This window comes from Quisquiliibacterium transsilvanicum, assembly GCF_014202215.1.
Lineage (GTDB): Bacteria > Pseudomonadota > Gammaproteobacteria > Burkholderiales > Burkholderiaceae_E > Quisquiliibacterium > Quisquiliibacterium transsilvanicum.
In genome coordinates, this window is the sequence record NZ_JACHGB010000006.1 from 269,168 (window position 1) to 291,790 (window position 22,623).

General features: G+C 69.9%; 22 protein-coding genes. 16 read left to right on the forward strand and 6 right to left on the reverse strand.

Features of this window, described 5'->3' with window-relative positions; translation table 11 throughout:
- The first annotated feature begins 14 nt into the window (after positions 1-14).
- The 11 genes from HNQ70_RS16405 to HNQ70_RS16455 all read left to right on the forward strand — a co-directional run bounded on the left by HNQ70_RS16405 (position 15) and on the right by HNQ70_RS16455 (position 11,629).
- Positions 15-1,265 carry a cytochrome P450 gene (locus HNQ70_RS16405; protein ID WP_183969682.1) on the forward strand — a complete coding sequence of 417 codons (1,251 nt, stop codon included), beginning with the start codon at positions 15-17 and terminating at the stop codon, positions 1,263-1,265.
- Positions 1,266-1,317: 52 nt separating this feature from the next.
- Positions 1,318-1,890 (forward strand): DUF924 family protein, encoded by a 573-nt coding sequence (locus HNQ70_RS16410; protein WP_183969684.1) that lies wholly within the window; start codon positions 1,318-1,320, stop codon positions 1,888-1,890.
- A gap of 89 nt (positions 1,891-1,979) precedes the next feature.
- Positions 1,980-2,582 (forward strand): TetR/AcrR family transcriptional regulator, encoded by a 603-nt coding sequence (locus HNQ70_RS16415; protein WP_183969686.1) that lies wholly within the window; start codon positions 1,980-1,982, stop codon positions 2,580-2,582.
- A gap of 1 nt (position 2,583) precedes the next feature.
- On the forward strand, positions 2,584-3,732 hold the full coding sequence (locus HNQ70_RS16420; RefSeq protein ID WP_183969688.1) for an efflux RND transporter periplasmic adaptor subunit: 1,149 nt from the start codon (positions 2,584-2,586) through the stop codon (positions 3,730-3,732).
- The gene (locus HNQ70_RS16425) at positions 3,729-4,931 is read left to right on the forward strand and encodes an ABC transporter permease (RefSeq protein ID WP_183969690.1); all 1,203 of its coding nucleotides are present in this window, start codon (positions 3,729-3,731) and stop codon (positions 4,929-4,931) included. The genes HNQ70_RS16420 and HNQ70_RS16425 overlap by 4 nt, the downstream gene beginning before the upstream one ends.
- A 1-nt stretch (position 4,932) precedes the next feature.
- Complete coding sequence (locus HNQ70_RS16430; RefSeq protein ID WP_183969692.1) at positions 4,933-5,643, forward strand: ATP-binding cassette domain-containing protein; 711 nt, start codon at positions 4,933-4,935, stop codon at positions 5,641-5,643.
- A gap of 83 nt (positions 5,644-5,726) precedes the next feature.
- Complete coding sequence (locus HNQ70_RS16435; protein ID WP_183969694.1) at positions 5,727-7,391, forward strand: AMP-binding protein; 1,665 nt, start codon at positions 5,727-5,729, stop codon at positions 7,389-7,391.
- A 37-nt stretch (positions 7,392-7,428) separates the two neighbouring features.
- Positions 7,429-8,034 carry a glutathione S-transferase family protein gene (locus tag HNQ70_RS16440; RefSeq protein WP_183969696.1) on the forward strand — a complete coding sequence of 202 codons (606 nt, stop codon included), beginning with the start codon at positions 7,429-7,431 and terminating at the stop codon, positions 8,032-8,034.
- 91 nt (positions 8,035-8,125) lie between these two features.
- The gene (locus HNQ70_RS16445) at positions 8,126-9,748 is read left to right on the forward strand and encodes a glycine betaine ABC transporter substrate-binding protein (protein ID WP_183969968.1); all 1,623 of its coding nucleotides are present in this window, start codon (positions 8,126-8,128) and stop codon (positions 9,746-9,748) included.
- A gap of 104 nt (positions 9,749-9,852) precedes the next feature.
- Positions 9,853-10,509, forward strand: coding sequence for a PAQR family membrane homeostasis protein TrhA (gene trhA, locus HNQ70_RS16450; RefSeq protein WP_183969698.1), 657 nt, complete (start codon positions 9,853-9,855; stop codon positions 10,507-10,509).
- Positions 10,510-10,816: 307 nt separating this feature from the next.
- Positions 10,817-11,629 carry a mechanosensitive ion channel family protein gene (locus HNQ70_RS16455; RefSeq protein WP_183969700.1) on the forward strand — a complete coding sequence of 271 codons (813 nt, stop codon included), beginning with the start codon at positions 10,817-10,819 and terminating at the stop codon, positions 11,627-11,629.
- A gap of 39 nt (positions 11,630-11,668) precedes the next feature.
- On the opposite strand, the gene ccoG is transcribed toward HNQ70_RS16455, so the two are convergent.
- Positions 11,669-13,132 carry a cytochrome c oxidase accessory protein CcoG gene (gene ccoG / locus HNQ70_RS16460; protein WP_183969702.1) on the reverse strand — a complete coding sequence of 488 codons (1,464 nt, stop codon included), beginning with the start codon at positions 13,130-13,132 and terminating at the stop codon, positions 11,669-11,671.
- A 155-nt stretch (positions 13,133-13,287) separates the two neighbouring features.
- Positions 13,288-14,289: a Bug family tripartite tricarboxylate transporter substrate binding protein gene (locus HNQ70_RS16465; RefSeq protein ID WP_183969970.1), complete on the reverse strand. Its 1,002-nt coding sequence runs from the start codon at positions 14,287-14,289 to the stop codon at positions 13,288-13,290.
- Between the two features lie 160 nt (positions 14,290-14,449).
- On the opposite strand from HNQ70_RS16465, the gene HNQ70_RS16470 reads away from it, so the two are divergent.
- On the forward strand, positions 14,450-14,674 hold the full coding sequence (locus tag HNQ70_RS16470; protein WP_183969704.1) for a SlyX family protein: 225 nt from the start codon (positions 14,450-14,452) through the stop codon (positions 14,672-14,674).
- A gap of 55 nt (positions 14,675-14,729) precedes the next feature.
- Here the strand turns inward: HNQ70_RS16470 and HNQ70_RS16475 are convergent, their stop codons facing one another.
- Complete coding sequence (locus HNQ70_RS16475; protein ID WP_183969706.1) at positions 14,730-15,956, reverse strand: acyl-CoA dehydrogenase family protein; 1,227 nt, start codon at positions 15,954-15,956, stop codon at positions 14,730-14,732.
- Between the two features lie 86 nt (positions 15,957-16,042).
- Between HNQ70_RS16475 and HNQ70_RS16480 the strand changes: the two genes are divergently transcribed.
- From HNQ70_RS16480 to HNQ70_RS16495, 4 genes are all read left to right on the forward strand, one after another.
- A complete protein-coding gene (locus tag HNQ70_RS16480; RefSeq protein ID WP_183969708.1) occupies positions 16,043-16,720 on the forward strand; it encodes a TetR/AcrR family transcriptional regulator in 678 nt (225 codons plus the stop codon).
- A 100-nt stretch (positions 16,721-16,820) separates the two neighbouring features.
- Positions 16,821-17,864 (forward strand): ArsJ-associated glyceraldehyde-3-phosphate dehydrogenase, encoded by a 1,044-nt coding sequence (locus HNQ70_RS16485; RefSeq protein WP_183969710.1) that lies wholly within the window; start codon positions 16,821-16,823, stop codon positions 17,862-17,864.
- Between the two features lie 25 nt (positions 17,865-17,889).
- Entirely contained in the window at positions 17,890-19,137 is a 1,248-nt protein-coding gene (gene arsJ / locus HNQ70_RS16490) for an organoarsenical effux MFS transporter ArsJ (RefSeq protein WP_183969972.1), read from the forward strand.
- Between the two features lie 88 nt (positions 19,138-19,225).
- Entirely contained in the window at positions 19,226-19,720 is a 495-nt protein-coding gene (locus tag HNQ70_RS16495; RefSeq protein ID WP_183969712.1) for an arsenate reductase/protein-tyrosine-phosphatase family protein, read from the forward strand.
- Positions 19,721-19,751: 31 nt separating this feature from the next.
- On the opposite strand, the gene ggt is transcribed toward HNQ70_RS16495, so the two are convergent.
- The 3 genes from ggt to HNQ70_RS16510 all read right to left on the reverse strand — a co-directional run bounded on the left by ggt (position 19,752) and on the right by HNQ70_RS16510 (position 22,564).
- On the reverse strand, positions 19,752-21,455 hold the full coding sequence (gene ggt, locus HNQ70_RS16500) for a gamma-glutamyltransferase (protein WP_221302848.1): 1,704 nt from the start codon (positions 21,453-21,455) through the stop codon (positions 19,752-19,754).
- Between the two features lie 103 nt (positions 21,456-21,558).
- On the reverse strand, positions 21,559-22,194 hold the full coding sequence (locus HNQ70_RS16505) for a class I SAM-dependent methyltransferase (protein WP_183969714.1): 636 nt from the start codon (positions 22,192-22,194) through the stop codon (positions 21,559-21,561).
- Between the two features lie 58 nt (positions 22,195-22,252).
- A complete protein-coding gene (locus HNQ70_RS16510; protein ID WP_183969716.1) occupies positions 22,253-22,564 on the reverse strand; it encodes a hypothetical protein in 312 nt (103 codons plus the stop codon).
- Between the last annotated feature and the right edge of the window lie 59 nt (positions 22,565-22,623).

Sequence of the window (22,623 nt, forward strand, 5' to 3'; positions counted from 1 at the left end):
ACGCAGGAGACGACATGCAGACCGCCACCAGCGACAGGCCGCGCAGCGCGGCAGACACGACGCCACTCGACAAGTTCGACGTCGCCGACCCCAGGCTGTTCCAGGACGACACCATCGAGAGCTACTTCGCGCGCCTGCGCCGGGAAGACCCGGTGCACTATTGCGCCGAGAGCCGCTTCGGCCCGTACTGGTCGGTGACGAAGTACAAGGACATCATGTCGGTGGAGATCAACCACAAGGTGTTCTCCTCGGACGTGATGCTCGGCGGCATCACGGTGCGCGACCTGCCGATGGAACATCGCCGGCCGATGTTCATCCAGGCCGATCCGCCCAAGCACGACGAGCAGCGCAAGGCGGTCAGCCCGATCGTGGCGCCGACCAACCTCGCCCGGATGGAGTCGCTGATCCGCAGCCGGACGCAGGAAGTCCTGGACAGCCTGCCTCGCAACGAGGTGTTCGACTGGGTGCCGAAGGTGTCGATCGAGCTGACCACGCGCATGCTCGCGACGCTGTTCGACTTCCCCTTCGAGGACCGCCACCTGCTGACCTGGTGGTCGGACGTCACCACCGCGGACGTCACCGCCGGCGGGCCGATCGACTCCGACGAGAAGCGCTCGGCGGAGCTGATGCACTGCTACGCCTACTTCAAGCGCCTGTTCGACGAGCGCCAGGCGCTGCCGCCGCGCAACGACCTGGTGTCGATGCTCGCGCACAATCCGGCGACCGCGAACCTGCCGCCGATGGAGTTCCTCGGCAACGTCATGCTGCTGATCGTGGGCGGCAACGACACCACCCGCAACTCGATGTCCGGCGGCATGCTGGCGATGCTGCAGAACCCGGGCGAATGGAAGAAGCTGCGCGAGAGCCCGTCGCTGGTGCCGAACGCGGTCTCCGAGATCATCCGCTGGCAGACGCCGATCTCGCACATGCGGCGCACCGCGGTCGCCGACTTCGAGCTCGGCGGCAAGTCCATCCGCAAAGGCGACAAGGTGGTGATGTGGTACCTGTCGGGCAACCGCGACGAGGACTCGATCGAGCGCCCGCACGAGTTCCTGGTGGACCGCAGGAACGCGCGCCAGCACCTGTCCTTCGGCTTCGGCATCCATCGCTGCGTGGGCAACCGCCTGGCCGAGCTGCAGCTGAGGATCCTCTGGGAGGAGATCCTGGCGCGCTTCGAGACCATCGAGCAGGCCGGCCCGGAGAAGCGGCTGTTCTCCAACTTCGTCCACGGCATCACCTCGCTGCCGGTGCGCATCCCGGGCTGACCCCGCCCGCGCCGGCGGCGCCGCGCGCGTCGCCGGCCACCGGACCAGACACATGACGAGCATCGATCCGCCCCGCCCGCCCGCCGACGATCCCGAAACCGTGCTCGCCTTCTGGTTCGGCGAGCTCGGCCCGAAGGACTGGTGGGGCAAGGACGAGACGCTGGACGCGCGCATCGCGCAGCGCTTCGGCGAGTTGCTGGCGCGCGCTGCGCGATGCGAGCTGCACGCCTGGCGTGCGACGCCGCGGGGCCGCCTCGCCGAAGTGCTGGTGCTCGACCAGTTCACGCGCCACATCCACCGCGACGCGCCCGGCGCCTTCGCATGCGACCCGCTGGCGCTGGCGCTGGCGCAGGAGGCGGTGGCGCGCGGCGACGACCTGGCGCTGACGCCGACCGAGCGCGTCTTCCTGTACCTGCCCTACATGCACAGCGAATCGCGCGCGATCCAGGCGCAATCGGTGGCGCTCTACGAGCGCAACGGAATCGCGGACAACCTCGACTTCGCGCGCCGCCACCAGGCGATCGTCGAGCGCTTCGGCCGCTACCCGCACCGCAATGCGATCCTCGGCCGGACATCCACGCCGGAGGAACTCGCCTTCCTGAAGGAACCGGGCTCGCGCTTCTGAGCACCGAGGCCGAACCTGCCCAGGGCACCCTTGACAGCAACAGACTCGGAACGGAAGATAGCAAGCAATTACTATCTTACAGGCGACCGATGCCCGCTCCCCGTTCGCACCTGCCGGCCGATGCACGCCGCGAGATCACGGTCGAGGCCGTGCTTGCGCTGGCCGCCGAGCAGAATCCGACCGACATCACCACGGCCGCCATCGCCAGGCGCATGGGACTGACCCAGGGCGCGATCTTCCGCCACTTCCCAACCAAGGAAGCGCTGCTGGAATCGGTGATGGAGTGGGTGGCGGACCGCCTGACCGCACGGCTCGACCAGGCGCGCGCCGCAGCGCCGGATCCGCTGGCGGCGCTGGAAGCGATGTTCATCGCCCACGTCGATTTCATCGCCGAGCACCCCGGAGTGCCGCGGCTGCTGCTCGGGGAACTGCAGCGCGCCGAGGACACCCCGGCAAAGCGCATCGCACGGGACCTGCTGGCAGGCTACGGCGCGCACATTGCAGCGCTGCTGGAGCAGTTGCGCGAGCGCGGCGGGCTGCGCGCCGGCCTGGCCACCGCCGATGCCGTAGTGGCCTTCATCGGCGCGATCCAGGGGCTCGCCATGCAGTCTCTGATCGCGGGCGACATCGGCCGCATCCGCGCGCAGGCGCCCGCGGTCTTCGAGATCTATCGCCGCGGAACAGGAGCCTGAGATGAAGCTGCCGCCGGTCCGCCGCAAGACCCTGATGCTGGCCGCCGTCCTGCTGCCGCTGCTCCTGCTGTTCGCCTGGGTAGGCCTGCGCTCGGGGCCGCTGGCGCCCGTGCCGGTCGTGGTGGCAACCGTGTCCGAGGAGCGGGTGTCGCCGGCGCTGTTCGGCATCGGCGCCGTGCAGGCGCGCTTCACCTACCGGATCGGACCGACGCTGGCCGGCCGGGTGGCGCGGGTCGACGTCCACGTCGGCGACCGGGTGCGAGCGGGCCAGCCGGTGGGCGCGATGGAGCCGGTGGAGCTCGCCGACCGGGTCCGTGCGCAGGAGGCCGCGCAGCAGCGCGCGCAGGCCGGACTGAACGAGGCGCGCGCCAGGCTCGACTTCGCCCGTTCGCAGGAGCTCCGCTACCAGCGGCTGTTCGCCTCGCGCGCCACCACCGAAGAGGCGTACGCCGCGAAGCGCCAGGAGCGCGAGGTGCTGGAGACCGCACTGGCCGGCGCGCAGCAGGAGCTGGCGCGCGCCGGCGCCGAGCGGCGCGCAGCGGTGGCGCAGCGCTCCAACCTGGATCTGGTCGCGCCGGTCGACGGCCTGGTGGTGGAGCGCTCCGCCGAGCCAGGCAGCACGGTGGTGGCCGGCCAGCCGGTGGTGGAGATCGTCGACCCCGCCAGCCTCTGGGTGGATGCGCGCTTCGACCAGGTCAGCGCCGAGGGCCTGCAGGCCGGACTGCCGGCGCGGATCGTGCTCCGCTCCCGCCCCACGCAGGCGCTTGCAGGCACTGTGCTGAGGGTCGAACCGCGCGCCGACGCGATCACCGAGGAGTTGCTTGCCAAGGCGGTCTCGCCCGAGCTTTCGCAGCTGCTGCCGCCGCTGGGCGAGCTCGCCGAGGTCACCGTGGCGCTGGGCAAGCGTCCCGCAGCACCGGTGGTGCCCAACGCGGCCCTCAAGCGGGTGGACGGGGCGCTGGGCGTCTGGCGCCTGGCCGGCGACGGACTGGAGTTCGCTGCCATCGAGCCGATCGCGCGCGATCTCGACGGCCGGGTACAGGTCAAGGGCCTGGCAGCCGGCGACCGGGTGGTGGTCTACAGCGAGAAGCCCCTGTCCGCGCGCAGCCGCATCGAAGTCGTCGATCGCCTTGCGGGAGCGGGGCGATGATCAGCCTGGCCGGGCGGGACATCCTCCATTCCTGGGGCAAGTTCGTCTTCACCGGCATCGGCCTGGGCCTGCTGATCGGCGTGACGCTGATCATGGCGGGCGTCTACCGCGGCATGGTCGACGACGCGCGGGTGCTGCTCGACAACAGCGGCGCTGATCTCTGGGTGGTGCAGAAGGACACCCTGGGCCCGTACGCCGAGCCCTCCAGCGTGCCGGACGACCTCTGGCGCAGCATCGCCACCATGCCCGGCGTCGCCCGGGCCGCCAACGTCACCTACCTGACCATGCAGGTGCGCCAGGGCGAGCGCGACGTGCGCGCGATGGTCAGCGGCGTGGTCGCCGACGGCCCGGGCAGCCCCGGCTGGCCGCCCTTCCTGGTGGCTGGCCGGCAGCTCGTGCGCGGCCACTACGAGGCGGTCGCGGACGCCGCCACCGGCTTCGCGATCGGCGACCGCATCAAGGTTCGCCGCAGCCACTACACCGTGGTCGGGCTGACCCGCCGCATGGTCTCCTCGGGCGGCGACCCGATGGTGTTCATCCCGCTGAAGGACGCGCAGCAGGCGCAGTTCCTGAAGGACAACGACGCCATCCTGATGCAGCGCCGCCGCACCGCCGCCAATCCGGCGTTCGACCGTCCCGGCGTCCCCGGCCTGCTCGAGGCGGTGACCGCCGCGCAGACCACCAACGCCTATGTCAACGCCATCCTCGTTCAGCTCCGCCCCGGCTTCGACCCCGCCGAGGCGGCCGAGCCGATCCGCCGCTGGAAGCGCCTGCAGGTCTACGACCGCGCGCAGATGGAGGGCATCCTCACCGGCAAGATGATCGCCACGTCCGCCAAGCAGATCGGCATGTTCCTGGCCATCCTGGCGATCGTCAGCGCCGCCATCGTCGCCTTCATCATCTACTCGCTGACCATGGACAAGATCCGCGAGATCGCGGTGCTCAAGCTGATCGGCACGCGCAACCGGACGATCGCCGGCATGATCCTGCAGCAGTCCGTGGCGCTGGGCGCGATCGGCTTCGTGGTCGGCAAGATCGCCGCCACCTTCTCCGCACCCTACTTCCCCAAGTACGTGCTGCTGATGCCGGCGGATTCGATCGCAGGGTTCCTCGCAGTGATGGGGATCTGCGTGCTGGCGAGCCTGGTGGCGATCCGCATGGCGCTGCGGGTCGACCCGGCCGAAGCGATCGGAGGCTGACGTGGCGGGCCATGGCATCCGCATCGAGGGCCTGCGCAAGCGCTACGGCCAGGGCGACACCGCGGTCGACGCGCTCAAGGATGTGAACATGGTGGTGGCGCCCGGCGAGGTGGTCGGTCTGATCGGCCCGTCCGGCTCGGGCAAGAGCACTCTGCTGAAATGCCTGGGCGCGGTGATCAGCCCCTCGGCCGGGCGCATGACGCTCGGCGACGAGATCATCTACGACGAAGGCTGGAAGGTGAGCGACCTGCGAGCGCTGCGGCGCGACCGGATCGGCTTCGTCTTCCAGGCGCCCTACCTGATCCCCTTCCTCGACGTGACCGACAACGTCGCCCTGCTGCCGATGCTGGCGGGCGTACCCAACCTCGAAGCCCGGGCCCGTGCGCTGGAGCTGCTCGGCGCGCTGGACGTGGCCCACCGCGCGCAGGCGATGCCCTCGCAGCTCTCGGGCGGCGAGCAGCAGCGCGTGGCGATCGCCCGCGGCCTGGTAAACCGGCCGCCGGTGATACTGGCCGACGAACCCACCGCGCCGCTCGACTCGGAGCGGGCGCTGGCAGTGATCCGCATCCTCAACGACATGGCGCGCAGGTTCGACACCGCGATCATCGTGGTGACCCACGACGAGAAGATCATCCCCACCTTCCGGCGCATCTATCACATCCGCGACGGGGTCACGCACGAGGAGCCCGGCGAGGGCCGCAGCCTCGGCTGACCCCGGTGATTGTCCCTGCTTGGTGCGCGCCCGCGGTGCGGGTAGGCTAGTGTGGATCCCATACCCCGGAGATGGAGACACGCATGGCCGAGCCGAAGCTGATCCTCGAGTACGTGTTCGACCACGAACGCGACCACCCCGACCGCGTCTACCTCGTGCAGCCCTACGACGGCGGCAGGACGGTCGAGTACACCTGGGGGCAGGTCGTGGACCAGGCCCGCCGCATGGCGGCCCACCTGCGCAGCGCAGGCATCCGCGACGGCGACCACATCGGCTTGCTCTCGAAGAACTGCGCCCACTTCTTCATCGCCGAGCTCGCGATCTGGATGGCCGGCGGCACCACGGTGGCGATCTTCCCCACCGAAGGCCCCGACACCGTGCGCTACGTCCTCGAGCACAGCGACGCAAAGCTTCTGTTCGTCGGCAAGCTCGACGACTGGCCCAGGCAGGCGCCCGGTGTCCCGGAGGGCATGCCGCGCATCGCGCTGCCGCTGGCGCCCGACACGCCCTTCGACCGCTGGGACGACATCGTCGCCCGCACCAAACCGATCCAGGGCCGGGTGCAGCGCCGCCCGGACGATCTGGCGATGATCATCTACACCTCGGGCTCCACCGGCACGCCCAAGGGCGCGATGCATGCGTTCCGCGGGGTGTCCGTTTCCGCCGCGAGCATCGTCGCCAGCGAGCGCTACACGCCCGAGGACCGGCTGATCTCCTACCTTCCGCTGGCCCACGTGTTCGAGCGCGCATTCATCGAGTCCGCGTCCTTCGTGTCCGGCTCCAAGGTGTTCTTCGCCGAGACGCTCGACTCCTTCGTGCAGGACGTGCGTCGCGCGCGGCCCACGCTGTTCATCTCGGTGCCGCGGCTGTGGGTGAAATTCCAGCATGGCGTGCAGCACAAGATGCCGCAGAAGAAGCTCGACCTGCTGCTCAAGATCCCCATCCTCAACAACATCGTGCGCCGCAAGATCCTCGACGGCCTGGGACTCGACCAGGCGCGCCTGGCCGGCAGCGGCTCGGCGCCGATCCCGCATGAGGTGATCGAGTGGTACCGGCGCCTGGGCCTGAACCTGATGGAGGGCTACGCGATGACCGAGGACTTCGCCTACTCGCACGTGTCGCGCGTGAATGCGCATGCACCCGGCTACGTCGGCATCCCCTACCCGGGCGTCGAGGTGAAGATCAGCCAGGACGGCGAGGTGCTGATCAAGTCCCCAGGCCAGATGGTGGGCTACTACAAGCAGCCCGAACTCACTGCCGAGTCCTTCGACGCGGACGGTTTCTTCCGCACCGGCGACCTGGGCGAGCGAAATGCGCAGGGTCTGCTCAAGCTCACCGGCCGCGCCAAGGAGCTGTTCAAGACCGCCAAGGGCAAGTACGTGGCCCCGGCGCCGATCGAGAACCTGCTCGGCGAGAGCCCGCTGATCGAGATGTCGATGGTGTCGGGTGTGGGCCAGCCTGCAGCCTACGCGCTGGTCCTGCTCTCCGAGGAGATCCGCCCCACCCTGGGCGACCCCGGCGTGCGCGAGCGCATCGAGCGCGAGCTCGGCGAGCTCCTCGAGCGGGTCAACGCCCAGGTGGCGGACTACGAGCAACTGAAGATGCTGGTGGTGACCAGCAGCCCGCCGACGGTGGAGAACGGGCTGCTTACGCCCACCATGAAGGTCAAGCGCGCCAAGGTCGAAGCCTCGGTGGCCGATCGGCTGGCGCGCTGGTATGCGGCCAAGGGCCCCGTTGTGTGGGACTGAGCGAGCACGATGCGATCGTGAAGGAGAGGATGTGTCGATGAAGATCTACCACGCCCCGAACAGCCGCTCGGTCCGAATCGTGTGGCTGTTCGAGGAGCTCGGCCTGCCGTACGAGCTGGAGAAGTTCGCGCTGGGGGCGCCCGAGATGCGCACGCAAGACTACCGCCGCATCCATCCGATGGGACGGGTGCCCGCGCTGCAGGATGGCGACGTGACCCTGCTGGAGTCCGGCGCCATCGTCGAGTACGTGCTCGCGCGCCATGGCAACGGCCGCATGGTGCCTCCGGTGTCATCGCCCGACTTCCCGGCCTACCTGCAGTGGCTGCACTACGCCGAGGGCATGCTGATGCCGCAGGTGAACGTGATCGTCGTCGAAACCATGTTCCTCCCCCCGGAGAAACGCAACGCCGAGAACCTGGCCCGCGCACGAAAGCTGCTCACGAAGATGCTGGAACCCGTGGACGCGCAGCTGGCCGGGCGCGAGTACCTGGCCGGCGAATTCTCAGGCGCGGACATCATGACCGGACATGCCTGCGTGGTGTCCACGAAGCTCGGCGCCGACGTCTCCGACAAGCCGAACGTGGCTGCCTACGTCGAGCGGCTGCTGGCGAGACCGGCATTGCGCAAGGCCTTTGCGACCTGAGCCTCCCGTGAAGGGACGCCTCCCTTCACGGGTTCCGGGCCACGCGCTGCTGGCAGCGCTGCTGACGTGGTGGTTGTGCCTCGGCATGGCCATGGCGGCGCCCGCCGGCGCAACCTCCGACGCAGCCGCCTCAGCTGCCGCGACGAACCGGGCAGCCGGGATAGCCGCCCCAATCGTCGTCGGCTCCAAGCGCTTCACCGAGAGCTACCTGCTGGGCGAGCTGGTGCGGCAGGCGCTGCTGCGCGAGGGCATCCCCGCGCGGCACCGGCAGGGGCTGGGTAACACGGGCATCCTGGCGCAGGCGCTGGCCGCCGGCGAAGTCGACGTCTACCCGGAATACACCGGCACCATTGCGCGTGAGCTGCTCGGCCTGGACGCCGGGACAGCCTCCGCTCTGACGCTGGAGGAGCTGAACCTCAGGCTGGCGCCGCGCGGACTGAAGGTGGCGGTGCCGCTGGGCTTCAACAACACCTACGGGCTTGCAATGCGCGAGGTTGACGCGCTCCGCCTCGGCGTCGACTCGATCTCGGCGCTGGCGCGCTTGCCGCAGGAGCAGGCGCAGGCGCTGCGCTTCGGGCTTTCGCACGAGTTCCTCGCGCGGACCGACGGCTGGCCGGGGCTGAAGAAGGCCTATGGTCTGCCGCAGTCGCCGGGGCGCGGGCTCGACCACGGCCTGGCCTACGAGGCGATGGCCCTGGGCAGGGTCGACCTCATCGACGTGTACTCCACCGATGCCCGCATCGCCGGCGACCGGCTGCGGGTGCTGCGCGACGACCTCGGTTTCTTCCCTCGCTACGACGCGCTGCTGCTGATGCGCGCCACGCTGGACGAGCGGCCGCTGGCGCGCGCGCTGGCGCAGCGCATAGACGAGGCGGCAATGACCGCAATGAACGCCGAGGCGGAACTGAACGGCCGCGGCTTCGAGGAGGTGGCTCGAAGCTTCCTCGAGCGCTCTCCGACGGCCGGCGGCGGCACGAGCGGCACGAGCGGCGGGAGCGGCGGGAGTCCGGAGGGCGTGGGCGCGAACGGCGGCGCCCCGGGTGACGGAAGCCCGGACGGCGGCGCAGTCCCGGCGGCCCGCCCCGGCTTCCTTGCGCGCCTGCTCGCACCGGACCTCGGCCGCCTGCTCGCCGAGCATCTTGCGCTGGTCGCCGGCTCGCTCGCGCTGGCAGTGCTGGCCGGCGTGCCGCTGGGCATCCTGGCGTTCCGGCAGCCGGCGCTCGCCGGGCCGGTGATGGCGGGGGTGGGCGTGCTGCAGACCGTGCCCTCGCTGGCGCTGCTGGCCTTCCTGATCGCGCTGCTGGGCACCATCGGCTTCCTGCCTGCGCTGCTGGCGCTGTTCGTCTACGCGCTGCTGCCCATCGTGCGAAACACCCACGCCGGGCTGTGCGCGGTGCCGGCCGGGCTCGCCCATGCGGCTGCCGCCCTCGGGCTGCGGCCGGCGCAGGTGCTGCGCCACGTCGAGCTGCCGCTGGCCGCGCCCACCCTGCTGGCCGGCATCAAGACGGCCGCGGTGATCAGCGTGGGCACCGCCACCGTGGCCGCCTTCATCGGCGCGGGCGGCCTCGGCGAGCGCATCGTCGCGGGCCTCGCGGTCAACGACAGCACGCTGATGCTGGCCGGCGCGGCGCCTGCGGCGCTGCTCGCGCTGCTGGTGCAATGGGGCTTCGACACGGCCGAGCGCCGCCTGCGCGCCCCGCAACTCCGGCGCTGACCTTCCCCGCGCCGGACCTGGCCGGCCGACCGCCATCGCGCCCCTTGCGGCGGCGAGGACATCCGCGCGACGGTTTAGCATGGAGGTTTGAAGTGGAGATGGAAATGCGCCTGCTCCCCGCCGGCCCTGAGCGCGATCAATCGCGCGGCGAAGAGATCGCCAACAGCATCAGCCACGGCCTGCCGCTGCTGGCCGCCATCGTCGGCGCGCCCTTCCTCATCGTTCAGTCGACCCGCCTCGGCGACGCCGGCTTTGTCGCCGGCGCCACCGTGTTCGCGGTCACGGTCATCCTGCTGTACCTGGCCTCGACCATCTATCACGCGCTGCCGGCAGGCAAGGCCAAGCGGGTGTTCCGGGTCATCGACCATTCCGCGATCTTCCTGCTGATCGCAGGCACCTACACGCCGTTCACGCTCGGGGCGCTGCGCGGCGCCTGGGGCTGGACCCTGTTCGGCCTGGTCTGGGGGCTGGCCGCGATCGGGGTCGCGCTGAAGTCGATGGGCCGTGCCTCCCATCCCATGCTGTCGACCGGGCTCTACCTGGCGATGGGCTGGGTGGTGGTGATCGCCGCCGACCCCCTGCTGGAGCGCGTGTCCACCCAGGGCCTGGCCTGGCTCGTTGCCGGCGGCCTGGCCTACACCGCTGGCGTGGCGTTCTTCGCCACCGACTCGCGGCTGCGCTACGGGCACGCGATCTGGCATCTGTTCGTCGCCGCCGGCACCGGCGCGCACTACTTCGCGGTGCTCTGGCACGCTGCCTGAGCGCCGCTGGCGCAGCCGCTCCCGAGGCTTCCCTCGGGACAGCGATGTTAGGATCGCTCTGTTGAAACCGGCCGGCGACCGCTCCTGAAGCGTTGTCGGATGGCGCCCCTGCTGCGTCCTCCCCGGCCTCGCGTTCGGCACCCGCGTGCCCGCGCGAACGATTCCGCGCCCCCTCGGCGGCCCCGGCGCAAGCCCTGCCCCGGAGCGCACCCGACTGCCCGCCGGCCCCGACCATGGGGTCGCCCCGTTTCCGCGCGGAACGGGACCCGCGCGGCTCGGCCGACCACCGCAATGCATAGGAGCCTGCATGTCCCAGGAGAACATCGACACCGTCATCCGCTACGTCGCCGAGTACGGCATCAAGATCGTCGTGGCGCTGCTGGTCTTCCTCGTCGGCAAATGGATCGCCGGCATGGTCCGCAAGGCGACCCGCCGCGCGATGGAACGCGCGAAGGTGGACCAGACGCTGATCGGCTTCCTGTCCAACATCGTCTTCTACCTGCTGATGGTGGCGGTGGTGATCGCCGCGGTGTCGCAGCTCGGCGTCCAGACCACGTCCTTCGTGGCGGTGCTCGGTGCCGCCGGCCTGGCAGTGGGCCTGGCGTTGCAGGGCTCGCTGTCGAACTTCGCCAGCGGCGTGCTGCTGATCCTGTTCCGTCCGTTCAAGGTGGGCGACTTCGTCGAGGCCGGCGGCGTGATGGGCACCGTCGACGAAATCGGCATTCTGATGACGCACATGCGCACGCCGGACAACAAGGGCATCACCGTGCCCAACTCGCAGATCATGGGCGGGCAGATCGTCAACTTCAACGCCTACGGCACGCGCCGAGTCGACCTCACCTTCAACATCAGCCACGGCGACGACATCGACCACGCGAAGGCCATCCTGCTCGACCTGGTCGCCAGCGACCCGCGCACGCTGAAGGATCCGGCGCCGATGGTCGCCGTCAGCCAGCTGTCCGACAGCAGCGTGAACATCATCGTGCGGCCCTGGGTGAATTCCGGCGACTACTGGGGCCTGTACTGGGACATGCAGGAGGCCGCGAAGAAGCGCTTCGACGCCGAGGGCGTGACCATCCCGTTCCCGCAGCGGACGGTGCACTGGCGCCAGGCCGCCTGAGTTGCCGCCGCGCGGCGGCGCCCAGCCCCGGGGCGCCGCTCAGCGCGGCACGAAGAAGGTGGACCGCTCGGCGATGGCCAGCGAGGGCTCCCCGCGCGCTTCGACGCTGAACTCGATCGCGTTGGAGCCGGGCTTGCCAACACCATGGGGCACGCGCACCCGCACCGGTATCTGGCGCTCGGAATCCGCCTCCACATCCACCATGGCCTCGGTGGCGACGACCGCCGATGGCAGGCCGCCGACCGCCACCGTGAACCGGTGGGCACGGTCGGTGTGGTTCGACAGGCGCACCCGGTAGACGTTCTCGATCATGCCGTCCTCCACCTCGCGCGCCAGCACGCCGCGGTCGCGGATCACGTCCAGCCGCAGCGGCGAGCGCAGCGCCATGTGGGTGAAGACCGAAAGGGTGGCCGCGACCAGCAGGGCCGCGTAGGCCAGCACCCGCGGCCGCAGCATGCCGCGCAGCATCGCGACGCGGCCCTGGTCGCGGCGCAGGCCGTTGCCGCTGTCGTAGCGAATGAGGCCCTTCGGATAGCCGACGCGGCCCATGATGTCGTCGCAGGCGTCGACGCAGGCGGCGCAGCCGATGCACTCGTTCTGCAGTCCCTTGCGGATGTCGATCCCGGTGGGGCACACCTCCACGCACAGGCCGCAGTCGATGCAGTCGCCGAGTCCCATCAGCTTCGGGTCGGCCTTGCGCGGACGCGAGCCGCGCGGATCGCCGCGCTCGCTGTCGTAGGTGACGACCATCGTGTCGCCGTCGATCAGCGCGCTCTGGAAGCGCGCATACGGACACATGTAGGTGCAGACCTGTTCGCGCAGGAAGCCGGCATTGGCATAGAGGATGCCGGCATAGAAGATCATCCAGAAGCTCTCCCAGGGGCCGGTCTGCAGCGCCAGCACCTCGGCCGGCAGGCCGCGGATGCCGCTGAAGTAGCCGACGAAGCTCAGGCCGGTCCACAGCGCCACCGCGAGCCAGGCGGCGTGCTTGGCAAGCTTCAGCCCGGCCTTGCGCGGCGACATCGCCGCGCGGTCGAGCTTCATGCGGCGCGCGCGGTCGCCCTCGACGCGCTTCTCTATCCACAGGAAGATTTCGGTGTACACCGTCTGCGGGCAGGCATAGCCGCACCAGACGCGCCCGGCAACCGCAGTGAACAGGAACAGCGCCATCGCCGCGATGACCAGCAGCCCGGTCAGGTAGATGAAGTCCTGCGGATGCAGCACCGTGCCGAACATGAAGAAGCGCCGGGCCTCCAGGTCGAACAGCATCGCCTGGCGACCGTCCCACTGCAGCCAGGGCAGGCCGTAGAACACCGCCTGCGTGATCCAGATCAGCGCAACGCGCCAGCGCGCGAACACGCCGGTGACGGCGCGGGGATACACCTTGCCGCGCAGCGGCGCCGGCAGGTCCGGGCCGCCCGGACGGCGGGGAGCGGACCCGGGACCCCTGGGGCGGTTTTCCGGGGCGGGCGCGAGTGGTGAAGCATCGGCCGCAGGATTCATGGCGCTTCCGGATCGGTCGGGACTGGCGGCGCCGCCTGGACGCCTGGCGGTGCCGATCGCTGAAACCGGAAGATACATCTTCGCTGAATCTTTTCAAAGCGCCTTGCTCCCGTCCGGACCCGAACCCCCGCCGGTCAGCCCCTCCGGCAGGGAGCCTACTGGGGCCGCACGCCCGCCTGCGCCAGCAGCTTCTGCCAGGTGCGCTTCTCCGCGCGGTAGGCCTCGAGATAGGCCTCGGGCGTGCTTCCCACGAAATCCATTCCCATCGATGCGATCCGCTCGAAGACCTCCGGCTCCCGGGCGGCCGCCACCACCTCGGTGGACATCCGCCGCACGATGTCTGCCGGGGTCCTGGCCGGCGCGATCATGCCGATCCAGCCGGGGTTCATCGCATAGACCTCGTCCTGGAGCCCCTGCTCACCGAAGGTCGGCACATCGGGCATCGACGAGTGGCGCTTCGTGCCGGTGATCGCCAGCAGCCGAAGCTTGCCCGCCTCGACGTGCGGCTTGGCGGTGGCGATGGTGACGAAGCTCAGCGGCAGCTGGTTGCCCAGCAGATCCTGGAGCATGGGCGCCTCGCCCTTGTAAGGCACGTGGACCATGCCGGCGTCGTTGCGCACGTTCATGTGCTCGGTCGCAACGTGGCCGTAGTGGCCGATCGACACGGTGCCGTAGGAGAGCCTGCCCTTGTTGCGTCTCAGATGCTCCATCAGCTCGGGCGCGGTTCGCACCGGCAGGCTGGGATGCACCGCGAGCACCATCGGCACTGTGCAGAGCAGGCTGACGAACGCAATTTCACTGTCGACATCGTACGGCACCTTCTCGTAGAGGAAGGGCGCGGTGACGATCGACGACACCGTGGTCATGCCGAAGTGGTGACCATCGGGCGGCGATTTCGCGATCGCCCCGGTGCCGATCATGCCGCTGGCCCCGGCACGGTTGTCGACCACCACCGGCTGACCGATGCGGGCGGACACGCCGCGGCCGACCAGGCGGGTGAGCAGGTCCGTGGACCCGCCTGCCGGGAAGGGCACGATCACCCTGACCGGCGACTGCGGCCATGCCTGCTGGGCGCGCGCCTGCACGCCCAGGCCCAGCGCCAGCCCTGCGGCGCCCGCCTGGCCGATGAAGCGGCGACGCCCGGTGTCGTTCTGCATTGCATGTCTCCTCACGTAGTGGAGACATGAAGATAGGAGGGAAGCACGCGGCCCGCCACCTGGCGGCACCGCTTCACGCACGGCCGCGGCGCGAACGGAACAGTCCCGGTCCGATATGCCCATCCGGACGCGCGCCCGCGCGCTGGCGCACAATCACGCCATGGAACAAGCGAACGAACTGGAACAACGGATCGCCGAGCTCGAGATCAAGGCCGCCTTCAGCGACGACCTGCTGGACGTGCTCAACCGGCAGGTGGCGCGGCAGCAGGACCAGATCGAGATGCTGGCCAGGGAGATGCTGCTGCTGCGCAGGCAGGTGGCAGCCGCCGGCAGCGGCGACGGCGCTCCGGCGAGCCTGCGCGACGAGATTCCGCCGCACTACTGAGAGACGGACGTGCGCCCGGGCCACCCTGGCTGGAGCCGCCCCCTGCCTGCTGTGCTCAGCGCGGCTTGAGCGCGTTGTACTCCTGGATCTTCATCTTGCCGAGCTGCGACATGTGCACCTCGTCCGGACCGTCAGCGATGCGCAGGAAGCGGTTCAGCGCGAAGAAGTAGGCGATCTCGGTGTCGTCGCTGACCCCCATTCCGCCATGCGCCTGGATCGCGCGGTCGGCGACGGTCTGCGCCATCTGCGGCGCCACCACCTTGATCGCGGCGATGATGTCCTTCGCCTTCTTGTTGCCGTAGCGGTCCATCTGGTCGGCCGCCTTCAGCGTGAGCAGGCGGGCCTGCTCGATCTCGCAGTACGAGCGCGCCACTTCCTGGCGGATGCTGCTCTGGTCGGCCAGCTTGCGCCCGAAGGCCACGCGGTTCTCGACGCGGCGCGCCATGATCTCCAGCGCGCGCTGCGCCTGGCCGATCGAGCGCATGCAGTGATGGATGCGCCCCGGTCCGAGGCGGCCTTGCGCGATCTCGAAGCCGCGGCCCTCGCCGAGGATCATGCTGGACGCCGGAACGCGAACGTTCTCGAACAGCATCTCGGCCTCGCCGCCGGGCGAGTGCATCCGGCCGAACACCGTCTGGTTGCGAACGATGCTCACCCCCGGGGTGTCGCGCGGGACGATGATGGTGGAGTGCTGCTCGTGGCGCGGGTTTTCGGGCAGGGTCCGGCCCATGACCAGCAGCAGCTTGCAGCGCGGATCCATCACGCCGGAAATCCACCACTTGCGCCCGTTGATCACGTAGTCGTCGCCGTCGCGCACGATGGTGGTCGACACGTTGGTGGCGTCGGACGAGGCCACCGCCGGTTCGGTCATCACGTAGGCGGAGCGGATCTCGCCGTCCAGCAGCGGCACCAGCCACTGGCGCTGCTGCTCGGGCGTGCCGTACTTGGCGAGCACCTCCATGTTGCCGGTGTCCGGCGCGGCGCAGTTGAACACCTCGGACGACCAGGGCGAGCGGCCCATGATCTCGGCCAGCGGCGCGTACTCGAGATTGGTCAGCCCCGGGCTGAACTTGCCGTACTCGTGCGGCAGGAACAGGTTCCACAGACCGGCGGCCTTTGCCTTCGCCTTGAGCTCCTCGACCTTCGGCCAGGGCTGCCAGAGCCTGGCGGGATCGTTCACCCAGTCGTTGTGCGCCTTTTCGTTCGGGTAGATGTGCTCGTCCATGAAGGCCTCGAGCTTCTCGATGAGGGCCTTGACCTTGGCGGAATGTTCGAAATCCATCGTGCTTGCTCCCTGGGACTGACTTGAAATTAAGACAACTGGATAATGCGCCCGATGCAGGCGACGAACAACGGGAGGCGCGGCCGATGACCAGGACGGCGGGCACGAATCGAAACGAGGCGGCAGAAAACCTGAAACGCGTCGCGCGCCGGCTGTTCGCCGAGCGCGGAGTCGACGGCGTGACGGTGCGCCAGATTGCCGAGGCGTCGGGACAGAAGAACCACGCCGCGGTCGGTTACCACTTCGGCTCCAAGGACGCGCTGATCCGGGAGCTCGTCATCCACGGCGCCAGGGTGATCGACGAGCGGCGCAACGCCTGGCTCGACCGCCAGGAGGCGCAGGGCGGCCCGCGCACGGTGCGCGAGGTGGTCGACGTTCTGGTGCAGGCTTCGGTGGACATCGGCGAGGACGAGAACTACAACCGCTTCATCGTGATGCTGGGAATGACGCACCGGCAATTCTTCATGGAGACCCTGGCGGGGCAATGGAACTCCGGCTACCAGCGCTGCCTGGACCATCTGCGCAGGCTGATGCCGCCCCTCCCTCCCGCGATGAAGAACCAGCGGCTGCTCTTCCTGGGCGCCGCGCTGGGCGCCGTCATGGCAGCCCGCGAAACCGGGCTCGCCGACACTTCGCGCAGCCACCCCACCTGGGGCTCGCCCCACACCCTCTCGCACTTCGCCCACGCGATGACCGCCATGCTCGAGGCGCCCCCGGAAGATCCCCCGGAAGAGCCCCCGGAGGCGGCACGCGGGGACTCGTGAGCAAGCGCTCGCAGTCATCGTTTCGTCACATTTCGGCTCTACATTTCAACTGTTCTAGAATTCTTTGCGTTCAAACGTCCATCGACGGAGTCGGCGAATCATGAAAGTAGGCATCAACGGCATGGGCCGGATCGGCCGGCTGGCGCTGCGCGCCGCCTTCGGCGCCGCCGAGCGTCCCGAGGACGATCCCCGGGCCGGCAACCGCATCGAAGTCGTCCACCTCAACGAGATCAAGGGAGGCGCCGCGGCCACCGCCCACCTGCTGAGCTTCGACAGCGTGCAGGGCCGCTGGCGCGCGCCGATCGAGGCGCGCGGCGAGGACACGATCCGGATCGGCGAGCGCGCGCTGTCGTTCTCGGCGCATTCCACGCCCGGCGAGATCCCCTGGGGCGAGCTGGGAGTGGACCTGGTGCTGGAGTGCACCGGCAAGTTCCTCACGCCCGAGACGCTGCAGGGCCACCTGGACCGCGGCGCGAAGCGCGTGATCGTCGCCGCGCCGGTCAAGACCGGCGACGTGCTCAACGTGGTGGTAGGCATCAACCACGAGCTCTACGAGCCCGCGCGGGACCGGATCCTCACCGCCGCGTCCTGCACCACGAACTGCCTGGCGCCAGTGGTGAAGGTGGTGCACGAGGCCATCGGCATCCGCCACGGCCAGATCACCACCATCCACGACCCCACCAACACCAACCTGGTGGTGGACGCCCCGCACAAGGACCTGCGCCGCGCGCGCAGCGCGATGCTGAGCCTGGCGCCGACCACCACCGGCAGCGCCACCGCGATCGCGCTGATCTATCCCGAACTCAAGGGCAAGCTCAACGGCCACGCGGTGCGTGCGCCGGTGCTCAACGCCTCGCTGACCGACTGCGTGTTCGAGCTCGCCCGCCCGACCAGCGCGGAGGAGGTCAACGCCCTGTTCGCGCAGGCGGCGCGCGGTCCGCTGGCCGGCATCCTGGGTTACGAGGATCGGCCGCTGGTGAGCGCCGACTACGCGCGCGACACGCGCAGCTCGATCGTGGACGCGCTCTCGACGATGGTCACCGACGGCACGCTGCTCAAGGTCTACGCCTGGTACGACAACGAGATGGGCTACGCCTGCCGGATGGTCGACCTTGCCTGCCACGTCCGTGGCCGCGGCCTCTGACGTGGCGCAGCGACAGGCGCATGCGGTGAGCCCGACGCCCGCCCCCACCGACGCGGCACGCACCGCGGCGCGCAACTACGCGATCGTGACGGCCTCCTACTGGGGCTTCACGCTCACCGACGGCGCGCTGCGCATGCTGGTGCTGCTGCACTTCTACCGGCTCGGCTACTCGCCCTTCACGCTGGCCTTCCTGTTCCTGCTGTACGAGGCCGCCGGCGTGCTGGCCAACCTGGTGGGCGGTTGGCTGGCCACCCGCTATGGCATCGCGCGCATGCTCTCGGTGGGGCTGTCGACGCAGATCGTCGGCTTCCTGCTGCTGTCGATGCTCTCGCCCGGCTGGAGCGCCGCGATGTCGGTGGCCTGGGTGGTGGTGGCGCAGGGCGTATGCGGCGTGGCCAAGGACCTCACCAAGACCGCGAGCAAGTCCGCGATCAAGCTGACCGCGGGCGAGGCCTCTGGGCAGCTGTTCCGCTGGGTGGCCTGGTTCACCGGCAGCAAGAACGCGATGAAGGGGGTGGGCTTCTTCCTGGGCGGACTGCTGCTGGACCTGCTCGGCTTCCAAGGCGCGCTGTGGGCGATGGCAGCGATGCTCGCCGTGGTGCTGGTCGGCGTGCTGCTGTTCGTCCCGCCCCTGATGGGCAAGAGCAAGGCGTCGAAGTCGGCCAGCGAGCTGTTCGCCAAGAGCCGCGGAATCAACCTGCTGGCCGCGGCGCGCGTTGCGCTGTTCGGCGCGCGCGACGTCTGGTTCGTGGTCGGGGTGCCGGTCTTCCTCTATGCGTCTGGCTGGACCTTCACCATGGTGGGCGCCTTCCTGGCGCTGTGGACCATCGGCTATGGCGCGGTGCAGGCGATGGCGCCGGCGCTGGTGCGGCGCAGCGCCGACGGCCTGAGCAGCGAGGTGCCTGCAGCGCGCTGGTGGTCCGCGGGGCTGGCGCTGGTGCCGATGGCGCTGGCCGTCCTGGTAGCCCTCGAGGTGCCCGCGCTGGAATGGGTGGTGGTCGTGGGCCTGGGCATCTTCGGCTTCGCCTTCGCGGTGAACTCCTCGGTGCACTCCTACCTGATCCTCGCATACGCCGGCTCGGAGAAGGCTGCCGAGGACGTCGGTTTCTACTACGCAGCCAACGCGCTCGGCCGGTTCTTCGGAACGCTGCTCTCCGGCCTGCTCTACCAGTGGGGCGGGCTCGGCTGGTCGCTGTCGGGCTCGGCGGCGATGCTGATCGTCTGCTGGCTGGTGACCCTCGCACTGCCGGTGCACAAGGGCGCACGTGCCTGAATCCGCCTGCCTGAATCCGCCTGCCTGATACCGCCTGCCTAGTACCGCCGAGCTGTCGGCCCCGTCCAGAACCCCCAGGAGCTCCACGGTGAGTGACAAGATCTACAACGTGCTGTTCGTCTGCAGTGGCAACTCCGCCCGATCGATCATCGCCGAGGCGCTGCTGAATGCGCTCGGCGGCGATCGCTTCCGCGCCTGGTCGGCCGGCAGCCATCCGGCGGGAGCGGTGAACCCCGTCGCGCTGCAGACGCTGGCCACGATGCGCCTGCCCACCGAGGGCTACCGCAGCAAGGACTGGCAGGAGTTCGCCGAACCGGGCGCGCCGGCGATGGACTTCGTGTTCACCGTCTGCGACCGCGCGGCGGGCGAGGTCTGCCCCGTCTGGCCAGGCCAGCCGCTGACCGCGCACTGGGGCGTGGCCGATCCGGTGGCTTTCGAAGGCAGCGACGAGCAGAAGGCCAAGGTGTTCTGGGACACCGCAATGGTGCTCAAGCGCCGCATCGAGTACCTGCTGGTGCTGCCGATCCGCTCGCTGGACCGGCTGGCGCTGCAGCGCCAGCTGCAGGATATCGGCAAGCGCTGAACCCCGGCGCGCAGACGCCGGCACGGGGGAGTCAGTCCGGCGCGTCAGCGTTTGCGCCCGGCGCGTCCGGCCAGAACCGCGTCGACTCGCGCGCCAGCCCGCCGCCCAGCCCGACTGCGGTGCCGTCGGCGCGCCAGCAGGCCGCTCCGGTCATGCTGCCGTCGTCCTCGAAGCTGATCCCGTTCATCCCGCCGCCCACGTGCGGCACCACGGCCAGCGCGTGGCCGCGCGCGCGCAGCGCCTCGAGCGCCGCCCCGGGCAGCCCGTCCTCCACCTCCACTTCCTGGCCCTGGGTCCAGAGCCGCGGCGCCTCCACCGCCTGCTGGATCGTCATGCCGTGCTCCAGCAGGTTGACCACCGCCTGCATCACCGATCCGAAGATGCGCAGGCCGCCGGGCAGGCCCAGCACATAGCGCGGCCGCCCGTTGCGCAGCACGATGGTGGGCGCCATCGAGGTGGTGACCCGCTTGCCGGGCGCGATCGACAGCGCCTTGCCCGGGTGAGGATCGAACAGGTACATGTAGTTGTTCGGGACGATGCCGGTGCCCGGAATCATGATCCGGGCGCCGAACAGGCTGTTGATGGTCTGGGTGCTGGCGACGACGTTGCCGTCGCGATCGGCGACGCTGACGTGCGTGGTGTTGGCGGACTCCGAGGACGCGACGCCGGCGCTCCAGGCGCGGGCGCGCAGCGGGTCGATCTGCGCGCGGCGCTGCGCGGCGTACTCGGCGGAAAGGAGGCGCTCCACCGGCACGTCGACGAAGGCCGGATCGGCAGTGGCGGCGGCGCGGTCGGCGAAGGCGATCTTCAGCGCCTCGGCCAGCAGGTGCATGGAATCTGCCGAACCGAAGCCCATCGCGCGCAGGTCGAAGCCTTCGAGGATGGACAGCATCTGCAGCACGTGCACGCCGCCCGCCGAAGGCGGCGGCGGGCCGATCACCTCGTGGCCGCGATAGCGGCCGCGCACCGGCTCCCGGTCGACGAGCCGGTAGCCGGCGAGGTCCTCCATCGAGACCCAGCCGCCCCGCCGCGCGAGGTGATCGACGATGGTCCGCCCCAGGCTGCCTCCGTACAAGGCCGCGGCGCCCTCCTTTGCGATGACCTCGAGCGTGTGCGCGTAGTCGGCTGCCACCAGGCGATCGCCGGCCTGCAGCGGCCGCCCGCCGGGCAGGAAGCGCCGCGCGATCTCACCATCGACGAGCAGGTCGGCCGCGCATTCCGAGATGCAGCTGGACAGGTAGGGGGTGACCGCGAAGCCGCGCCGCGCCAGGCGGATCGCGGGCTCGATCAGGTCCGCCAGCGGCAGCCGCCCGAAGCGCTGCGCCGCGTCGCACCAGCCGGCCAGGGTGCCCGGCACCGCGACGGACTTCGCGCCGACCGCGTTCTCCCTGCCCTCGGTCTCCATGTAGTCGGGCGGAACATCGGACACCGGACGGAAGGCGTCGGCGCCTGCCGTGGCGGGCGCGCAGGCCATGCCATCGATGACGAGATGGCGCCCGTCGGCCAGGCGCAGGTGCGCCATTCCGCCGCCGACGATGCCGACCATCATCGGTTCGACCACGCTGAGCGCGAACAGCGCCGCCACCGCGGCGTCGATCGCATTGCCGCCCGCGGCGAGCATTTCGGCGCCCGCCGCGCTGGCCAGCGGATGATTGGTGACCACCATGCCGAGCGTGCCCGTGGCGGGGCGCTTCTCGCAGGCGAAGGACAGGTCCTGGGGGATCGGTCGGGGCATTGAGGAAACCTGGTGAGGGGCCTGGTCCGGCCCGTTTCGGGAACCCGTCGCGGATTCCGGTCGGCCGGGAACACGCGACGGAAGCGCAGCACAGACGCTCGGCTCAGCGGCGCCGCGCCACCATGCCGATCAGCGCGGAGCGGCCGAGGTGGCCGGTGCCCTCGGCGACGTCGGCCTCGTACTCGCGCAGCTCGACGATCTCCATGTCGGCGAAGGCCTCGCGCAGCATCGCTTTGGTGTAGAGATGCGAAGCGATCGGCGGGCCGCCGGTGCGGTAGTCCAGCTGCTTCGGCGTGTAGCCCTGGAGCACCAGCGTGCCGCCCGGACGCAGCGCACGCTTCATGTGCTCGAACAGCCGCGTGCGCGTCGGCGGATCGGCGAACTGCACGAAGATCGCGGCAACGCCGTCGAAGGCACCCTCGCGCCATGCGTAGCCGTCGCAGTCCGCGACCTCGAAGTGCACCTGCACGCCGTGGCGCGCGGCCAGCTGGCGGGCCTTGGCGATGCCGACCTCGGCGATGTCGAAGGCCTCCACCTCGAGCCCGCGGGCCGCCAGCCAGACGCTGTTGCGGCCTTCGCCGTCGGCCACGCACAGCACGCGCTCGCCGGGCTTCCAGGCATCAGCGTGCTCACGCAGCCAGGCGTTCGGCTCGGTGCCGAACAGGAAGCCTTCCTTGGAGAAGCGCTGGTTCCAGGTGCCTGCGGGGTCATCGAAGGCGGGCTTGACGGTCTCGTTCATCGGACTCTCTCGTCTGATTCGGGAAGCTGCATGCCGGCGCTGTGCCCAGCGGCCGGGATCACACGCCGCCCGCAGGACGCCGGCGCGTGACCACCTCGCGCCTCGCCGGAGCGCGGTCGCCGGTCGAGGCGCCGGCCGTCATCGCCTCGAGGGCGAGGAGGATCCGCCGGAGCAGGTCACCCTCCATGCCGCCGGGCATTCCCGCGTCGGTGGCCTGTTCCTGCTCCACCACGTCGTGCTCCCAGAGCATCAGAATCTCGATCTTCTGCTCCTGGGAAAGGGCGGCGTGCGCGACCACGTCCTCGGGTCGCGCGAACACCTCGGCGGGAGCGCGCCATGCGGCTTCAAGGTCGACTGCGGACTGGCTCATCGCTCACCTCCTAGGAATCCGGGTTGCATCCGGCAGAACGGCTGGGCCCACCGGCTCTG